The following is a 16953-nucleotide window of genomic DNA, read 5'->3' on the forward strand; positions in this document are numbered from 1 at the left end:
TCGCCTCCTCGGATGCCGCTTGTGGCCCGCCCCCTCCACCAGCCTTCGGCTGGTCCCCCTCCCCGTGAACGGGGAGGAATTATGAGCCTCCACGTCGTCGTCCTGATGGGCGGCTGGTCTGCCGAGCGCGAAGTCTCGCTGATGTCGGGCAAGGGCATCGCTGAGGCGCTGGAATCGCTCGGTCATCGCGTCACGCGGATCGATATGGGCCGCGACGTCGCGATCAAGCTTAGCGAAGCGAAGCCCGACATCGTCTTCAACGCGCTTCACGGCACGCCGGGAGAGGATGGCTCGGTCCAGGGCATGCTCGACCTGATGGGGCTCAAATACACCCATTCGGGAATGGTCACCTCGGTCATCGCGATCGACAAGGTACTGACCAAACAGGCGTTGGTCCCACACGGCATTCCCATGCCCGGCGGACGGATCGTCAAGTCGGCGGAAGTATTCGAGGGCGATCCGCTCAAGCGGCCCTATGTGCTGAAGCCGGTCAACGAAGGCTCGTCGGTCGGCGTCGCCATCGTTACCGATGACGGCAATTACGGCAACCCGATCGGCCGCGACGTCGCTGGGCCTTGGCAGGAATTCGAGGAACTGCTCGCCGAGCCCTATGTCCGCGGCCGCGAACTGACCACCGCTATCCTTGGCGGCCGTGCGCTCGGCGTGACCGAACTCAAGCCCAAGTCCGGCTGGTACGATTACGATGCCAAATATACCGACGGCATGACCGAGCACGTCTTTCCGGCGCAAATTCCCGACACGATCGCCGCGGCGTGCAAGCGGCTCGCGCTCGAAGCGCACCATCTGCTCGGCTGCAAAGGTGCATCGCGATCGGACTTCCGCTGGGACGATGAGCGGGGCGAAGACGGATTGTTCCTGCTCGAGGTCAATACCCAGCCCGGCATGACTCCCTTGAGCCTGGTGCCCGAACAGGCGAAACATCTCGGCATCTCCTATCCGGAGCTGGTGCAGATGATCATCGACGAGGCACTGGCATGAGCCGTGCGCCGGCCAAGAGCGGGCGGCCGACCGCGCGCAGGCCGTCGGCCAAGCGCAAGCAGAAGAAGCCGTCGATCATCGACCGCATCCTGGCCTGGCTGCCGATCAGCCATCATACGCTGCAGCGTATCGCTACCTGGTCGATCTTCGCGCTCGCAGTCGGTGCCGCGCTGATCGTCGCGCAAATCTTCGGCATTCCCGGCGCGGTCGGCACCGCGGTCGCCGAACAGGCGGGCAATGCCGGGTTCCGCGTCGAGCAGATCGAGATCCGCGGAGTCAAGCGGATGGACCAGATGACGGTCTATGCCGTCGCGCTCGAACAGAAATCGCGCGCCATGCCGCTGGTCGACCTCAACCAGATCCGCGACAAGCTGCTGCAATATGGGTGGGTACAGGACGCCCATGTCTCGCGGCGGCTGCCCGACACGTTGTTGATCCGGATCGTCGAGCGCACGCCCGCGGCGGTATGGCAAAATGAGGGGACGCTGAGCCTGATCGATCGCGACGGCGTCTATCTCGAACCGGTGTCGGCGGACGCTATGCCCGATCTGCCGCTGGTGATCGGGCCGGGGGCCGACCGTCAGGAGCCGGCCTATCAGACGCTGATGACCAGCGCGCCCGCGCTCAAGCCTAAGGTGCGCGCCGCGACCTGGGTCGGCAACCGCCGCTGGGACCTGTTGTTCGACACCGGAGAGACTTTGTCGCTGCCCGAAGGAACCGATGAAGCTGCCAAGGCGCTCCGTACGTTTGCGGAGAGGGATGGTACGCTTCGCCTTTTGGGTAAAGGTTGGTTAAAGATCGATATGCGCGACCCGGATCGGATGGTGATGCGCAAGCCCGACGGATCGAGCCGGATTGGGGTTCCGACGAGTTCGCAGGGCAGTGCGCCGGCATCGGCGGATCGCGCGGCGTCGCGCGATCAGGTTTGAGTGGGGGAATAGAGTTATGGCCAAGACACCGCCGGAGGGGCTGATCACAGCACTCGATATCGGGTCGTCCAAGGTTTCCGCGATGATCGCGCAGAAGGGCAGCGGCGGCGAGCTGATCGTGCTCGGCACCGGCCAGCGCGAAAGCCGCGGCGTCCGGCGCGGCTGCATCGCCGACATGGCGGCGACCGAAGTTGCGGTGCGCGAAGCGGTCGAACAGGCCGAGCGCATCGCCCAGACCAATATCGAAAATGTCTGGGTCGGCTTTTCCGCCGGCGGGCTGGTCAGCGATGTCGCCTCGATCGAGTTCGAGATGGGCGGCCACCGGATCGAACAGACCGATATCGACGCGTTGCTGCGCGCGGGGCGGGAATCGATCGATCCCGCCGGCCGCATGGTGCTCCATGCCCAGCCCGCGCTCTACACGCTCGACGGCATTACCGGGGTCAAGAACCCGCTTGGCCTGCATGCCGACCGGATGGGCGTCCATATCCATGTCGTCGCCGCCGATGGTTCGCCGGTGCGCAATATCGGCCTGTGCGTCGCCAAGTCGCATTTGGAGGTGAAGTCGATCATCGCCGCGCCAGTCGCGACCGGGCTTGCCTGCCTGAGCGCAGAAGAACGCGAACTGGGTACCGCGCTGGTCGAGATGGGCGCCGGGATCACCAACGTGTCGCTGTTCGCCGGCGGCATGCTGGTCGGTCTGGTCACCGTCCCGATGGGCGCCAGCGACATCACCGACGACATTGCCTCGACCTTCGGCGCCAGCCGCGCCCAGGCCGAGCGGATGAAGTGCTTCCACGGCTGCGCCAATGCGACGCCGCGTGACAATCATGAGATGCTCGAGATCGCGCCGCTGAGCGACGACGGCGCGGGCGAGGGGCCGCGCATCACCAAGGCGCAGCTGATCGCGGTGATCCGCCAGCGGCTCGAATTGTTGATGGGAGAGATCGGCAAGGCGCTGACCGCGATGAAATTCGACGGCAATGTCGGGCGCCAAGTCGTGCTGACCGGTGGCGGCGCCGAGCTCAAGGGCATCGCCGATTACGCCCAAGCCGCGCTCGGCCGGTCGGTCCGGGTCGGACGGCCGCGCGGGCTTGCCGGCCTGCCCGACGCGCATTCGGGACCGGCTTTCGCGACCTTGGCGGGATTGGTCCACCATGCCGCGACCGACCCGATCGACCTCAGGTCATTGGCCTCGGGGGAGCACCAGATGGTGCACCGTCCGTCGCCGATATCGATCTTCCGTCGCCTGATCAGAACGGCTCGGGCGAATTATTAAAGAAATGCGTCATCGACCCCCATTTGTAGTGGATAGTAGGTGGGCGATGGTGCAAGAAGTTGTGGGTTTAAGGTGTTCCGGGGGGCGGAACACGTCGGAGAACGCGTAATGGTTGAATTTCTTCCTCCGGATGTGGATGAGCTGACTCCGCGCATCGCGGTGATCGGCGTCGGTGGGGCGGGCGGCAACGCGATCGCCAACATGATGAAGAACGACGTGCAAGGCGTCGACTTCCTCGTCGCGAATACCGATGCGCAGGCACTCAAGCAGAGCCAGGCGGGACAGAAGATCCAGCTCGGCGTGCGGATCACGCAAGGGCTCGGCGCGGGGGCGCGGCCTGAGATCGGACGCGCCGCGGCGGAAGAGGCGATCGACAGCGTCGCCAAGACGCTGGAAGGCGCGCATATGTGCTTCATCGCCGCCGGCATGGGCGGCGGTACCGGCACGGGCGCGGCCCCGGTCATCGCCAAGGCGGCGCGCGACATGGGCATCTTGACCGTTGGCGTGGTGACCAAGCCGTTCGCGTTCGAGGGCAATCGCCGCGCCAAGGCGGCCGAGGCCGGTATCGAGGAACTGCAGAAGTACGTCGATACCCTGATCGTTATTCCCAACCAGAATCTGTTCCTGGTCGCCAACGCCAATACCACGTTCAAACAGGCCTTCGAAATGGCCGACGAAGTGCTGCAGCAGGGCGTGCGCGGGATCACCGACCTGATGGTCATGCCGGGCCTGATCAACCTCGACTTCGCCGACGTGCGGTCGGTGATGCAGGAGATGGGCAAGGCGATGATGGGCACTGGCGAGGCCGAGGGCGACAACCGCGCCATCGAAGCCGCGTCGAAGGCGATCGCCAACCCGCTGCTCGACGGCGTCAGCATGAAGGGCGCCAAGGGCGTGATCGTCTCGATCACCGGCGGCGAGGACATGCGCCTGCTCGAAGTCGACGAGGCCGCCAACCATATTCGCGAACTGGTCGATGAAGACGCCAACATCATCTGGGGTTCGGCGTTCAATCCCGACCTGGAAGGCAAGATCCGCGTGTCGGTCGTCGCCACCGGGATCGAAGCCGATAGTGCGGCCGTGGCCGCAGCCGCCGCGGAGCCGGCGACCCGCGCGTTCAGTTTCGGCCGCAGGACGGAGTCGGTGATTCCGGCGTCGCCGGTCGAAGCGGCGCCCGAAGCGAAGGCCCCCGAAGCCGACGCGCAGCCGCTGGACCTCGAGACTCCGGTCGACAGCGCGGACACCGCTGCGCCGGAGGCTGACGCCGACGAGCTGGTATTGGGCAGCGAGGTCGCGGTCGACGATGCGGCGGCTCCTGCCGAATATGAAGCGCCCGCGGCCGCCGAGACTGAAGCCAAGGAGACGCCAGGCTGGCTGTCGCCGGGTGAGAGCGCCGAAGAGGCTCCGGCCATTTCCACCGGTGACGAGGCGGAAGCGCCGCCGGCCCCGCGCATGAAGCTTGGCGGCACCTTGTTCGAACGGATGCAGAGCGTCGCGCGCGGCGGCTCGCGCTCCGAAGCGGACGAGGACGAGGGCAAGGATTCGCTCGATATCCCGCGCTTCCTGCACCGCCAGAACAACCAGTAAGCCGATTTGCGGGGTGTCGGTGACGTTCATCGTCGCCGCACCCCGTCTCGCCGCTTGTGAAGCACAAGATCATTTCCCGTTCAGCCACCGTCGGGTTTAGGCTGACAACCGACATGATGTTCCGACGCGCTCTCGGTCTCGCCGCAGTTGTTTTGGCAATGAGCGGTGGACAAGCCTTTGCTCAGACCGCCGATGAAAATCGAGATGCCGACGCGCTGGCCGCGGACATGCGCATTCTCGCCGCCAATCCGCTCGACATCGAAGCATTGGTCACCGCCGGCGAACTGACCCTCAGGATGGGCGACAACACCGCGGCGGCCGGATTTTTCGGTCGCGCCGAAAAGCTCGATCCGCTCAATCCGCGGGTAAAGGCGGGGCTCGGCAGCTTGCTGGTGCGTGCCGAGCGTCCCGGCGAAGCGCTACGGCGGTTCCAGGAAGCAGAAGCGCGCGGGCTCGATCCCAGTAAATATGCCGGTGATCGCGGCCTCGCCTACGACCTGATCGGTGAGCAGGAACGTGCGCAACGCGATTACCGGCTGGCACTGCGTAAGGGCCCCGATGACGAGATAACGCGGCGCTATGCGCTGTCGATGGGGATTTCCGGGCGCAAGAAGGAAGCGCTCGACCTGCTCGACGCGTTGCTGCGCAAGAGCGATCGTGCGGCGTGGCGCGACCGCGCGTTCATCCTGGCGATGAGCGGCGATCGTGAGGGTGCGCAGAAAATCGCCAATTCGATGATGTCGCCGGGCCTGGGTGCCGGGCTGGCCCCGTTCTTCGACCGGCTGCCGATGCTATCGGCCGCCGACCGCGCTTTCGCGGTCAATTTCGGCGAGTTGCGGGCGACGCCCGAACGCGTCGCCGATGCACGGATGGTCCCGGCGCTGCCGCGGCTCGGGCCCGACCCGACGGCACCGAAGGTTCTTGCCGTGGCAGAGCAACCCAAGCCGCGGCCGACGGTCCAGGACGACACCAGGAAGCACAAGAAGCGGAAGAAGGACCAGGACCTCGCGCCTGTAGTCCCTGCGCCGAAGCCGGCGGCGCCGGTAGAAGTGGCGATGAATCCGCCTTCCTATATCCCGCCGCGGGCGACGCCGACACCCACGCCCACGCCTTCGCCCCAGCCGTCACCGCGCGTCATCTACGCCGCGCCGCTTCCCTCGCCGAAGCCCGCGACCGGGCTGACCCCGGCGCCAACGCCCTTGCCGCCGCCGGTCAGGGTCGCCGAGACTCCGAAACCCACTCCCGCACCCACCACGACGGCTCCGGCACCGTTGCCCGCACCGGTCGTGGTCGCGGCCGCGCCCGCGCCGGCCCCCGGCTTCAGCGCTGCGAGTGCCGATCATGGCCTAGCCGACCGCCCGACCGCCGCCGAGGCGGGGATCAGCCCGGCGCCGACCGCGACCTCGCGTGTCAGCGAGGATACCGTGCTCGCCAGGATCATCGCCGGTATCTCCGTGCCTGGTTCGGAACTCGGGGTCGCGCCGCCGCCGACGCGCGCCGCTCCGCCGCCACCGCCTCCGGCGCCCAAGCCAGTCGAAGTAGCGCCTGAACCCAAGGCGAAGGTGGAGCAACCCAAACCTGCCGCCAGGACGCCCGAAGCACGATCGGCGACCCGCAAGGCGTCGGGTGAAGAAACTGCTGATCCTCGCGACGGCAAGTCTGCCAAGGGCCGCAACGGCAAGCCGCTCGAGGACGCGAAGGCGGCAAAGGACGATGCCGATCCGGTTGCGTGTCCTCCGGTGGCGAAGGGCAAGACGACGGTGAGGGGCCGAGCGACGGCAAAGGGCAAATCGACCGCCAAATGCGAAGTCGCGAACGCGAAGGGCGGCCGCGATGCCAAGTCGGACAATGCCGCGCTCGACGACAATGGATGTCCGCCGCCGGCCAAGGGCAGGGCGACGACGCGCGGCAAGGCGGCGCTGAGAGGCAAGTCCGCGACCAAGTGCGAGACCGCGGACGCGAAGAGCGCGCGCGACACAAAGGGCGAAGAGGTTGCGCTCGACAAGAATGGCTGCCCGTTACCGGCGACCAAGGGCAAAGCGGGAACGCGGAGCCGGGCCGAGCTTGCCACCACGCGCGGCAAGGCAGGAGCGAAAGGCAAGGCGTCGGCCAAATGCGAGACTGCCGACGCGAAGGGCGCCAAGGCCGATGCGGCAACCAAAGGCGATCCCGCGCGCGTCTGGGTCCAAGTGGCGGGCGGCGCCAACCAGGCGGCGCTGGAAAAGGCCTGGAATGGGCTCAAGACCAAGGCGCCCGATCTGTTCCGCAATCGTCAGGGATGGTCGACGCCGCTACGCGCGACCAACCGCGTCCTGACCGGACCGTTCAAGTCCGAGGACGAGGCGCAGGCCTTCGTCAATCAGCTGGCCAAGGCGGGTCTGTCGGGCTTCGTCTTCACCAGCGCCAAAGGGCAGAAGATCGACCGTCTCGGCAGCGGGAAGTAGTTTTCGCGCCCTGCCAAAATTACGCTTCCCCGGCGAAGGCCGGGGCCCAGCTTCGGCGACGTAGCGAGGGCATACCCGCCTAACCACAGCCATCGCGACTGGGCCCCGGCCTTCGCCGGGGAGGCGTGGGGAGGTGGACACCTTTCGCAGCAAGTATCGGTTAGATTTCCCGGACTCCCGCCGCTACACGCGAGCGCGATGACCAGGACGCCTGCTCCTTATGCTTCGCATCCCGAAGACAGCCGCGGGCGGCTCTATCCGGAACCCGAAACCACCACGCGCGGACCGCGCGATGCATTTCAGCGCGACCGCGACCGCATCATCCACTCGATCAGCTTCCGCCGTCTGCGGCACAAGACCCAGGTCTTTCTGGCGCCCGATGGCGATCATTTTCGCGTCCGTCTGACGCATAGCCTGGAAGTCGCCCAGATCGGCCGCACCGTCGCGCGCGCGCTGGGCCTCAATGAAGACCTCACCGAAGCTTTGTGCCTGGCGCACGATATCGGTCACCCGCCGTTCGGCCATGCCGGCGAGGATGCGCTGGAGGCGGCGCTCAAGGATCGCGGCGGGTTCGATCATAACGGCAACACGCTGCGCACGCTGACCGAGATCGACAGCCCCTATCCGCGGTTCCCCGGCCTCAACCTGACGTGGGAGACGCTGGAGGGACTCGCCAAGCACAATGGCCCGATCATCGAGCCGCAATGGGCACTGGCGCGCGCCGACGAGCAATTTCCGCTCGAGCTCGCAAACTGGCCGAGCCTGGAAGCGCAGGTCGCGGCGATCGCCGACGACATCGCCTATGACAATCACGATATCGACGACGGATTGCGCGCCAGGCTGCTGAGCCTGGATCAGCTGCTCGACTTGCCGATGATCGCCGCGCGCTGGGACGAATGCCGCCTGCGGTTCTCGGATGTGCCGCACGAGCGGCTGGTCGGCGAACTCATCCGCGGCCAGATCGGCGGGATGGTCATGGACCTGATCGATACCAGCCGCGCGGCGATCGCAGATGCGCGGGTGACGTCGGCGGATGATGCGCGCGATGCGGGCAGGGCGTTGATCAAATTCTCCGAGCGGATGCGCGACGACGAGCGCGACCTGAAGCGGTTCATGTACGCGAACCTTTATCACCATCCGCGCCAGTTGGCGGCGGCGGAGGCGGCGCGGCACGTCGTCGCCGGACTGTTCGCGGCCTATCATGCCGACCCCTCGCTGATGCCCAGCGATTGGGCGGCGCGGCTACCCGCCGACGAGCCCTGGCTCAGCCGCCACATCGCCGATTTCATCGCCGGGATGACCGACCGTTATGCGATCGCGCGCTATCGCGAAGTGGTTGGACCGATCGATTTGCCTGATGGGTTTTAGATAAACCCATCAGCGCGAAGGGAATGCCTAACTGACGCGTTATATTCGGGATAGTTGTGCGACACCTGGCGGTTCGACCGCGGGTGCGAACAGGAGTGACGCGTCGATGGCGGCGACCGATGCCAGCATTGCACTCAATCGCTTCGGGCTTGGTGCCCGGCCCGATGAGAGCATTCCCGACAACCCCAAGGCCTGGTTGAAACACCAGATCGAGGCGTTCGATCCGAAGCCCGCGGCGCTTGCGTCCGTCCCGCCGCGCGCCGAAGTGGCGGGTGAACTCGCCGATTTCTATGAGCAGCAGCGCCAGCTTCGCCAGATGGGGTTGGGCCGTCGCCAGCAACGCGCCGCCGCGCCAATGCGGACGGGGCAGCCCGGCGTGGCAAAACCCGACGTGCCGATGGACATGGCGATGCGTCCCGGCACGGCAGTCATCCCGCCCGGCACGCCTGAGCCCGGTACCAAGCCCGAGGCGGACGACCCAGTTAAGGAAGCGCGGCGCTATGTCGGAAAGCAGGTGCGTGACGATTATGCCGTTGCCGTAGGCGCGCGCGTCGCCGCCGCGATCACCAGCAACGCGCCGTTCGCCGACCGTCTGACGCATTTCTGGGCCAACCATTTCGCGGTGTCCGCAGACAAACTCCAGGTGATCGGGCTGTCTGGCCTGCTCGAGTTTGAGGCTATTCGCCCGAATCTAACCCGCACATTCGGCGACATGCTCAACGCGGTCGAACGCCATCCGGCGATGCTGCTCTATCTCGACCAGGCGGTGTCGGTCGGACCCAATTCGATGGCGGGGCGGTTCGCCGCGCGGCGTCCGCGCCCGAACGGCCGGAAGCTCGGCCTCAACGAGAATCTCGCGCGCGAGATCATGGAATTGCACACGCTGGGCGTGCGGAGCGGCTATACCCAGGCCGACGTCACCGAATTCGCGCGTGCGCTGACGGGCTGGACGGTGGCGGGCATCGGCCGCGGGCCGGGCGCGAGGATGGCCGGCACCGACGGCACTCCGGGCGATTTCGTGTTTTCCGAGCGCCTGCACGAACCCGGCGAGCGCACCATTATCGGGCGCACCTATCGCGAGGACGGCGAGAAGCAGGCGCAAGCGGTGCTCGACACGCTGGCGACCAGTCCGGCGACGGCGCTGCATATCGCCACCAAGCTCGCGCGCCATTTCGCCGGCGACACCCCGCCGCCCGCGCTCGTCCAGCGGCTCCAGGCGAGCTTCGTCAAAACCGGCGGCGACCTGCCCAGCCTCTATCGCGTGCTGATCGACAGCCCCGAATGCTGGGTGGCGCAGCCGGTCAAGTTCAAGTCGCCCTGGGAATGGACGGTGTCGGCCTATCGCGCGCTCGGCATGACGCAAGTCCAGCCGCTTGCGGCGGTCGGCCTGCTCAACCAGCTCGGACAGCCGACCTGGAAGCCGGGATCGCCCGCCGGTTATGACGATATCGCCGCGAGCTGGGCCGGACCTGACGCGTTGGTCCGCCGGGTCGAGGCGTCGGAGCGTTTCGCCACTCGCGCCGCCGCACAGATCGATGCGCGCGCGATTGCGCCCAAACTCTTCCCGGCGGCGCTGTCGCCCGCCACGGAACAGGCCCTGGCCCGTGCAGAAAGTCCCGGCCAGGCACTCGCCTTGCTGCTCGTCTCTCCTGAAATGCTGCGGAGGTAATATGTACGATCGCCGCTCTTTCCTGATCGGTTCCGCGGGCGCCGCGGCGCTCGCGCTGGCGCCGCGCATGGCCTTCGCCAAGGCCGACACCGACCGCCGTTTCGTCTTCATCATCCAGCGTGGAGCGGCCGATGGACTCGGCACGATCGGGGCGGTCGGCGATCCGGCCTTTGCCGGTGCTCGCGGTCAGCTTGCCGAAGATTTCGCGACCGGCAAGAAGCTCGATACGATGTTCGCGCTCCATCCGGCGATGACGTCGCTCGCCGGCATGTACGACGCCAAGGAGGCGCTGTTCGCCCACGCCGTGGCCTCGCCCTATCGCGACCGCTCGCATTTCGATGGCCAGAACGTGCTCGAAAGCGGGGGGACCGGTGCGTACCAGGTCAAGGACGGCTGGATGAACCGCATGCTCGGCGTCATCCCGTCGGGCGAAGCCAAGGCGATCGCGATCTCCGCGACGATCCCGCTCGCGATGCGTGGGGCGCATGAGGTGACCAGTTACGCGCCGTCCGCGCTGCCCCAGGCATCCGACGACCTGCTGACGCGTGTCGCCGCGCTCTATCAGGGCGATAGCCAGCTCCATGGGTTGTGGAGCGAGGCGATGGACACACGCCAGCTGACCGGCGACCTTGCCGATGTCAGCGTCAAGAACGCGGCGGCAACCGGCCAGCTCGCGGCGCGATTGCTAGCGCCGGCCAACGGCGCGCGGATTGCGATGATCGAAACCGGCGGCTGGGACACCCATGCCGGCCAGCGCGGCCGGCTGACGGCGCAGCTCAAGGGGTTGGACGCCATGCTCGCCAGCCTGAAGACCGGTATGGGGCCGGCTTGGAGCGATACGATGGTTCTCGTCGCGACCGAGTTCGGCCGCACCGTTGCGGTCAACGGTACCGGCGGGACCGATCACGGCACCGGATCGGCGGCGATGCTGGTCGGCGGCGCGGTCAAAGGCGGGCGTGTGGTCGCCGATTGGCCGGGGCTGGGGCAGGCGGCTCTGTTTGAAGGCCGCGACCTCAAGCCGACGCTCGGCCTCGATCAATTCGTCGCCGGCGCGGTCGCCGGCCATTACCAGGTCGAGCCGGGCAAGGTGATGGCGACCTTGTTCCCGGACACGAAAGGCGCGGCACCGGTCAGCGGGCTATCGTTGGCGTGATTTCTTCCGCGACCAAGGCAGTAACCGGACGGGGGTCAGCCCGTGCCGAACGGTCCCAATAAGGCGGGGTGCCGAAGGCGCGGCGCAGGCTGTCGGTCATCGCGGTGATCTTGGCGGAAGGGGTGCGGGCTAGCGGATAGCAGATGTAGAGCTCGGCGCCTTCGGCCGCCGCGCCGACATCAACATGGACGAGCGATCCGTCGGCCAGTTCGGCATGAACGAAGAAATCGGGAAGCAGGGTGATACCGAGCCCCGCCAAGGCTGCGCCGCGCATGATCAGGCCATTGTTGACGCGTATCACGCTACGCGGCCTGATTACCGTCCAGCCTTCCGGCGCATCGAACCGCCAATCCGCTTCGCGATTGGTATAGACGATGCCCTTATGCGCGTTGAGGCAGGCCAGCGAATGCGGCGTCCCGTTGCGCGCGAGATAATCGGGCGACGCGACCAGGATCCTCCGCGTCGTTGCCAGCCGCTTGGCGACCAGCCGGTTGTCCGCCACCGGGCCATGGCGGATCACCGCATCGAAGCCATCGGCCGCGGCATCGACGAAACGGTCGTCGAGCTCGAGCGTCAGCTCCAGGCCGGGATGCTCGGCGAGAAAATCGTATAGAGCGGGTCCCAAATGCAGCACGCCGAAGCTGACGGGCGCGGACAATTTCAGCGTGCCCGCCAGCGTGTCGCGCCGCTCGGCGATTTCGGACTGTGCTTCCCGCGCCTCGAACAGGATTCGCTGGGCGCGGGGCAGGAAGCTGTCGCCGTCCTCGGTCAGCGACAGTTTGCGCGTGGTGCGCTGAACCAGCCGGACGCCCAATGTCCGCTCGAGCTCGGCCAGCCGCTCGCTGATTACCGACTTGGCGTGTCCCAATTGCCGGGCGGCCTCGCTGATCGATCCGGATTCGGCAGTGGCGACGAACGCGGCGATGCCGTCCATCTTGATCATCGTTCGATCCTTCCGAAAACCGAATTCGGCATTGGCCGGCTAGTCCGGACGATGCATCGCGCGCACGTTCCTGTCGATAGCGTCACGACGCGCCAACAGGGATTTCGCCATGCTTCGATCAGCCATTCTCGCGCTAAGCTTGCTCGCCGCGGCGCCGGCGGCGGCACAAGTCCAACCTTTTCCGGCATCGTTCGTCGAACGCGACATCCCGACCAACGGCACCACGCTGCACGTTCGTGTCGGTGGCAAGGGCCCGGCCGTGGTGCTCCTGCACGGTTACGGCGAGACCGGCGACATGTGGGCGCCGCTGGCCGCCGACCTGATGCGCGACCACACCGTGATCGTGCCCGATCTACGCGGCCTCGGCCTGTCGGCCCACCCGGCCGGCGGCTATGACAAGAAGACGCAGGGCCAGGATATTGCCGGCATTCTCGATGCCTTGAAGATCGACAAGGTCGACCTCGTTACGCACGATATCGGCAATATGGTCGGCTATGCCTTCACCGCCGAACATCGCGATCGCGTGAAGAAGTTCGTGCTGATGGACGCGCCGATTCCGGGCATCGGACCGTGGGAAGAGATATTGAAGAACCCGCTGCTTTGGCACTTCCGCTTCGGTGGACCTGACATGGAGCGGTTGGTCGCAGGACGCGAACGCATCTATCTCGATCGTTTCTGGAACGAATTCTCCGCCACGCCGGCCAAGTTCAGCGAACAGTCGCGCGAGCATTACGCGAAACTCTATGCGCTGCCCGGCGCGATGCATTCGGGCTTCTCGCAGTTCGCGGCGTTCGATCAGGACGCGGTCGACGACAAGGCGTTCCTCGCCGACGGCAAGCTGACCATGCCGATCCTAGCGATCGGCGGCGACAAGTCGTTCGGCACGACGATGGCGACGGTGATGCGCGCCACGGCAACCAATGTCACTGGAGCTGTCGTGGCCAATTCCGGGCATTGGCTGATGGAAGAGCAGCCAGACGCGACGGTAAAGCTGGTTCGTCAGTTTCTGGACGCGGGGAAGTAAGCTCGATCCGGGACGATCAAGCGGGCTTGCGCGCCATGCCGATGAACGCGGTCGACCGGATTCCTTCGGGTGGCAGCTTCATCGCCAGCGCGGCGGCTTCCTCCGAAAATGCGGTGCGCTGTTGCTCGTCGAGATCGCGCCACAAAGGCGACCAACCGAAGGCGAGCTTGGCATTCTCGCGAAACCATTCGACCGGCTGCACCGGCCAAGGGCGCTCGACCGAGTGGACCGTTTGCGGTTCGAGGCCGACCTCGCGAAACGCCTGGTCGAGCAACGCCGGTGAATTGAACAGCCGCGCCATCGGGGTCGGGATGGGGCGGTCCGGAAACAGGCGCCGCGCCGCCTCCTGAAACAATATCGCGGGACCGGCGCCGCCGGCATTCTCCCACACCGCGATCACCGCCAGCCCGCCCGGCCGCAGCACGCGCGCGATCTCCGCGAAACCAGCGATCGGGTCCGGAAACATGAACACCCCGAACATCGAGAAGGCGGCATCGAAGCTCGCATCGGGGAAATCGAGCTTTTGGCCATCCATCACCATGGCATGATTTCCGGGACGGATAGCGGCGGCCCGTTCCTGTGCCAGGCCAACCATGGCGGGCGAAAAATCGATGCCGATCGCATCGGCGCCGCCTTTCACAGCGATCCCCAGCAACGCACCCGCTCCCGTTGCGACGTCCAGCACGCGAGCGCCCTGCGGCAGGTCGACGGCCTGCCATGCCGCTTCGCAATAGAGCCTGGTCAGGCGATCGGCTTCGTCGGCATAGCGCTCTGCGAGCGAATCCCAGTGCGCCGGGTCGTTGATGGCTTGGGGAGGAGCGGTCATGTCGCGTCGGATAATGATACAACATAACACCGTCAATCCGGTTCGTATTGAATGCGATGGCCGGCATCGCAAATTTGAGTGTCGCGCGCGCTTGGTCTAAGGGCGCGCCTTCTCCTTATCGTTGGACCCCAGCATGACCCTCTACACCCGCTTTGCCGCGCATATCGATGCGGCGCTCGATGCCTTGACCGCGCATGGCGATCTGCCGAGCGGGCTGGCGCGAGGCGCGGTGACGGTCGAGCCGCCGCGCGACGCCAGCCATGGTGATTTGGCGACCAACGCCGCGATGGTGCTGGCCAAGCCGGCCGGGACCAATCCGCGTGTGCTCGCCGACAAGATCGCGGCCGAACTCGGCAAGCTCGACGAAGTGGCGAGCGTCGCGGTGGCGGGGCCGGGTTTCATCAACATGACGCTGACCGACGACACCTGGCGCAACGAGCTCGCCGCGATCATCGATGGCGGCGCCGATTACGGTCGCTCGACCAAGGGGCACGGCCAGACCGTCAATGTCGAATATGTTTCGGCTAACCCGACCGGCCCGATGCACATGGGCCATTGCCGCGGCGCGGTGGTCGGCGATGCGCTTGCCGCCTTGCTCGAATGGGGCGGCTACAAGGTCATCCGCGAATATTATGTCAACGATGCCGGTGGCCAGGTCGACGTGCTCGCGCGCTCGGCGCACCTGCGCTACCGAGAGGCGCTGGGCGAGGAGATCGGCGAGATCCCCGAGGGACTTTATCCCGGCGACTATCTGATCCCGGTTGGGCAGGCGCTGGCGACCGAGTTCGGCGACAAGTTCGTCTCGGCGCCCGAAAGCGAATGGCTGGCGCTGTTCCGCAAGGTCGCGGTCGCGCAGATGCTGGTGCTGATCAAGGACGACCTGGCGCTGCTCGGCATCCATCACGACCTGTTCTCGTCCGAGGCCGAACTGCAGGCGGCGAAGAAGCCGGAAGCGGCCGAGAAGGAATTGCGCGCGCGCGGCCTGGTCTATGACGGCGTGCTCGAAGCGCCCAAGGGCGAGACGCCCGAGGATTGGGAGCCGGTCGAGTTGCCGCTGTTCCGCTCGTCGCAATTCGGCGACGACCAGGACCGGCCAATCAAGAAGTCGGACGGCAGCTGGACCTATTTCGGCGCCGACCTCGCTTATCATTGGCAGAAAGCGCAGACCGCCGACGCGCTGATCGACATCTGGGGCGCTGACCATGCCGGTACCGTCAAGCGGATCGTCGCGGCGGTGCAGGCGCTGACCGGCGGCAAGACGCGGTTCGACGTCAAGCTGGTCCAGATGGTGCGACTGTTGCGCGGCGGCGAGCCGGTCAAGATGTCGAAGCGGGCCGGCAACTTCGTCACGCTTGCCGACGTCGTACGCGAAGTCGGCAAGGACGTCGTCCGCTTCACCATGCTGACGCGCAAGGCCGATGCGCAGATGGATTTCGATTTCGCCAAGGTGGTGGAGGCGTCGAAGGACAATCCGGTGTTCTACGTCCAGTATGCGCACGCGCGAGTCGCGTCGCTCAAGCGGCGGGCCGCGGAGGCCGGGATCGTGTGCAAGGACATCGACCTGTCCCAGCTTGATACGGAGGACCTGCGGCTGGTGAAGCTCGCCGCGCAGTTCCCGCGCGTCGTCGAAACCGCGGCGGCGGCTCGCGAGCCGCACAGGATCGCCTTTTATCTCTATGACTTGGCGGCAGAGTTTCACGCGCAATGGAATGTTGGTAACGACCGCCCCGAGCGGCGGTATCTGATTCCGGACCGTCCTGAGCTCACCTGCGCGCGGCTTTTCCTCGGCGACGCGATCGGGCAGATTGTCCGCAATGGTCTCGCCATCATGGGGGTCGAGGCCGTCCAGGAGATGAAGTGATGGCGGGCGAAGAGGACGAATATCTGGCATCGGAGCCTGTGGCCGAGCCCGCGGCACGCGACGAGGATCGACTGCCCTGGCTCGAGACCGCGGCGGATGACGAGGAGGAGGGGCCTCCGCTTGGTCGTCTCGTCGGCCTCGTTCTGCTCGGGCTGGTCGCGCTCGGAGCGGTGCTCGGCGGCGTCTATTGGTGGAAGCACCGCGCGCCCGCGCCGGGCAATGGCGACCTGATCGCCGCGCAGGAAGGCGATTACAAAGTCAAGCCGGACGATCCCGGCGGCCTCAAGGTAGAGGGCGAGGGCGACGCCTCGGTCGCGACGAGCGGCGGCAATGGCGGAGGCAACAGCCAGATCGCGGTGACCAAGCTGCCCGAGGCGCCGGTCGCCGGCACCCGGGCGGCGTCGAACGCCAAGACCGGGCCGGGCAGCCCGGTCGCGACCGCCCGCGTCGCAGGTTCGGGCGGCAAGCTGGTGGCGCCGCCCCCGGGCAAACCGGTGCCGGTCGCCAATGGCGGAGGCGGCGGCGCGCTGGTTCAGCTTGGCGCTTTCCCCAGCGAAGCAGCTGCCAATAGCGCGTGGACGCGGGAGTCGAAGCGGTTCACCTATATCGCCAATCTCGGCAAGTCGGTGGAGAAGGCGGAAGTCAACGGCCGCACCTTCTACCGGCTCAAGGTCAATGCCGGCAGCGCGGGCGCCGCGCAGGAATTGTGCGGCAAGCTGAAAGTCGCTGGCGAGGCGTGCATCGTCACGAACTGACGGTGCGTTGCGTCCATCCAAGACGGAGAGAGATCGGAAGGCGGGGGCGATCCTCGCCCTTTCTTGCGTGGTCCGGCTTCGAGCATGACGGACCTGACCTAACTCATCGTTAGCCA

The 16953-nt window shown here is 66.4% G+C and carries 13 protein-coding genes; 11 read left to right on the plus strand and 2 right to left on the minus strand.

Annotated features, from left to right (window positions below):
- Nucleotides 1–81: 81 nt before the first annotated feature.
- The 8 genes from SPR01S_RS18350 to SPR01S_RS18385 all read left to right on the plus strand — a co-directional run bounded on the left by SPR01S_RS18350 (nt 82) and on the right by SPR01S_RS18385 (nt 11428).
- Nucleotides 82–999: a D-alanine--D-alanine ligase gene (locus SPR01S_RS18350; protein WP_066592244.1), complete on the plus strand. Its 918-nt coding sequence runs from the start codon at nt 82–84 to the stop codon at nt 997–999.
- The gene (locus SPR01S_RS18355; RefSeq protein WP_066592246.1) at nt 996–1928 is read left to right on the plus strand and encodes a cell division protein FtsQ/DivIB; all 933 of its coding nucleotides are present in this window, start codon (nt 996–998) and stop codon (nt 1926–1928) included. The genes SPR01S_RS18350 and SPR01S_RS18355 overlap by 4 nt, the downstream gene beginning before the upstream one ends.
- A 16-nt stretch (nt 1929–1944) precedes the next feature.
- A complete protein-coding gene (gene ftsA, locus SPR01S_RS18360; protein ID WP_066592247.1) occupies nt 1945–3207 on the plus strand; it encodes a cell division protein FtsA in 1263 nt (420 codons plus the stop codon).
- A 108-nt stretch (nt 3208–3315) separates the two neighbouring features.
- The gene (gene ftsZ / locus SPR01S_RS18365; RefSeq protein WP_066592249.1) at nt 3316–4794 is read left to right on the plus strand and encodes a cell division protein FtsZ; all 1479 of its coding nucleotides are present in this window, start codon (nt 3316–3318) and stop codon (nt 4792–4794) included.
- Between the two features lie 158 nt (nt 4795–4952).
- Nucleotides 4953–7238, plus strand: coding sequence for an SPOR domain-containing protein (locus SPR01S_RS18370; RefSeq protein WP_066592252.1), 2286 nt, complete (start codon nt 4953–4955; stop codon nt 7236–7238).
- Between the two features lie 198 nt (nt 7239–7436).
- A complete protein-coding gene (locus SPR01S_RS18375; RefSeq protein ID WP_066592254.1) occupies nt 7437–8606 on the plus strand; it encodes a deoxyguanosinetriphosphate triphosphohydrolase in 1170 nt (389 codons plus the stop codon).
- Nucleotides 8607–8712: 106 nt separating this feature from the next.
- Nucleotides 8713–10275: a DUF1800 domain-containing protein gene (locus SPR01S_RS18380; RefSeq protein ID WP_066592255.1), complete on the plus strand. Its 1563-nt coding sequence runs from the start codon at nt 8713–8715 to the stop codon at nt 10273–10275.
- 1 nt (nt 10276) lies between these two features.
- The gene (locus SPR01S_RS18385) at nt 10277–11428 is read left to right on the plus strand and encodes a DUF1501 domain-containing protein (protein ID WP_066592259.1); all 1152 of its coding nucleotides are present in this window, start codon (nt 10277–10279) and stop codon (nt 11426–11428) included.
- Here the strand turns inward: SPR01S_RS18385 and SPR01S_RS18390 are convergent.
- Nucleotides 11406–12371 (minus strand): LysR family transcriptional regulator, encoded by a 966-nt coding sequence (locus SPR01S_RS18390; protein ID WP_066592262.1) that lies wholly within the window; start codon nt 12369–12371, stop codon nt 11406–11408. The genes SPR01S_RS18385 and SPR01S_RS18390 overlap by 23 nt on opposite strands.
- Nucleotides 12372–12480: 109 nt before the next feature.
- Here SPR01S_RS18390 and SPR01S_RS18395 point away from each other — a divergent pair, with 109 nt between their 5' ends.
- The gene (locus tag SPR01S_RS18395) at nt 12481–13395 is read left to right on the plus strand and encodes an alpha/beta fold hydrolase (protein WP_066592270.1); all 915 of its coding nucleotides are present in this window, start codon (nt 12481–12483) and stop codon (nt 13393–13395) included.
- Nucleotides 13396–13411: 16 nt separating this feature from the next.
- On the opposite strand, the gene SPR01S_RS18400 is transcribed toward SPR01S_RS18395, so the two are convergent.
- Nucleotides 13412–14221 (minus strand): class I SAM-dependent methyltransferase, encoded by an 810-nt coding sequence (locus SPR01S_RS18400; protein WP_066592276.1) that lies wholly within the window; start codon nt 14219–14221, stop codon nt 13412–13414.
- Nucleotides 14222–14354: 133 nt separating this feature from the next.
- Between SPR01S_RS18400 and argS the strand changes: the two genes are divergently transcribed.
- On the plus strand, nt 14355–16082 hold the full coding sequence (gene argS / locus SPR01S_RS18405; protein WP_066592279.1) for an arginine--tRNA ligase: 1728 nt from the start codon (nt 14355–14357) through the stop codon (nt 16080–16082).
- Nucleotides 16082–16837: an SPOR domain-containing protein gene (locus SPR01S_RS18410; RefSeq protein WP_066592282.1), complete on the plus strand. Its 756-nt coding sequence runs from the start codon at nt 16082–16084 to the stop codon at nt 16835–16837. The genes argS and SPR01S_RS18410 overlap by 1 nt, the downstream gene beginning before the upstream one ends.
- Nucleotides 16838–16953: the final 116 nt, after the last annotated feature.

The organism is Sphingomonas pruni NBRC 15498 (assembly GCF_001598455.1).
In the GTDB taxonomy this organism is placed as follows: domain Bacteria; phylum Pseudomonadota; class Alphaproteobacteria; order Sphingomonadales; family Sphingomonadaceae; genus Sphingomonas; species Sphingomonas pruni.

Excerpts from the sequence above, each read along its gene's own strand:
- SPR01S_RS18375 (WP_066592254.1), top strand. The coding sequence starts at position 7,437 with ATGACCAGGACGCCTGCTCCTTATGCTTCGCATCCCGAAGACAGCCGC.
- SPR01S_RS18390 (WP_066592262.1), bottom strand. The coding sequence starts at position 12,371 with ATGATCAAGATGGACGGCATCGCCGCGTTCGTCGCCACTGCCGAATCC.
- SPR01S_RS18400 (WP_066592276.1), bottom strand. The coding sequence starts at position 14,221 with ATGACCGCTCCTCCCCAAGCCATCAACGACCCGGCGCACTGGGATTCG.
- ftsA (WP_066592247.1), top strand. The coding sequence starts at position 1,945 with ATGGCCAAGACACCGCCGGAGGGGCTGATCACAGCACTCGATATCGGG.
- SPR01S_RS18370 (WP_066592252.1), top strand. The coding sequence starts at position 4,953 with ATGAGCGGTGGACAAGCCTTTGCTCAGACCGCCGATGAAAATCGAGAT.
- SPR01S_RS18410 (WP_066592282.1), top strand. The coding sequence starts at position 16,082 with ATGGCGGGCGAAGAGGACGAATATCTGGCATCGGAGCCTGTGGCCGAG.
- SPR01S_RS18350 (WP_066592244.1), top strand. The coding sequence starts at position 82 with ATGAGCCTCCACGTCGTCGTCCTGATGGGCGGCTGGTCTGCCGAGCGC.
- SPR01S_RS18355 (WP_066592246.1), top strand. The coding sequence starts at position 996 with ATGAGCCGTGCGCCGGCCAAGAGCGGGCGGCCGACCGCGCGCAGGCCG.
- SPR01S_RS18395 (WP_066592270.1), top strand. The coding sequence starts at position 12,481 with ATGCTTCGATCAGCCATTCTCGCGCTAAGCTTGCTCGCCGCGGCGCCG.
- ftsZ (WP_066592249.1), top strand. The coding sequence starts at position 3,316 with ATGGTTGAATTTCTTCCTCCGGATGTGGATGAGCTGACTCCGCGCATC.
- argS (WP_066592279.1), top strand. The coding sequence starts at position 14,355 with ATGACCCTCTACACCCGCTTTGCCGCGCATATCGATGCGGCGCTCGAT.
- SPR01S_RS18385 (WP_066592259.1), top strand. The coding sequence starts at position 10,277 with ATGTACGATCGCCGCTCTTTCCTGATCGGTTCCGCGGGCGCCGCGGCG.
- SPR01S_RS18380 (WP_066592255.1), top strand. The coding sequence starts at position 8,713 with ATGGCGGCGACCGATGCCAGCATTGCACTCAATCGCTTCGGGCTTGGT.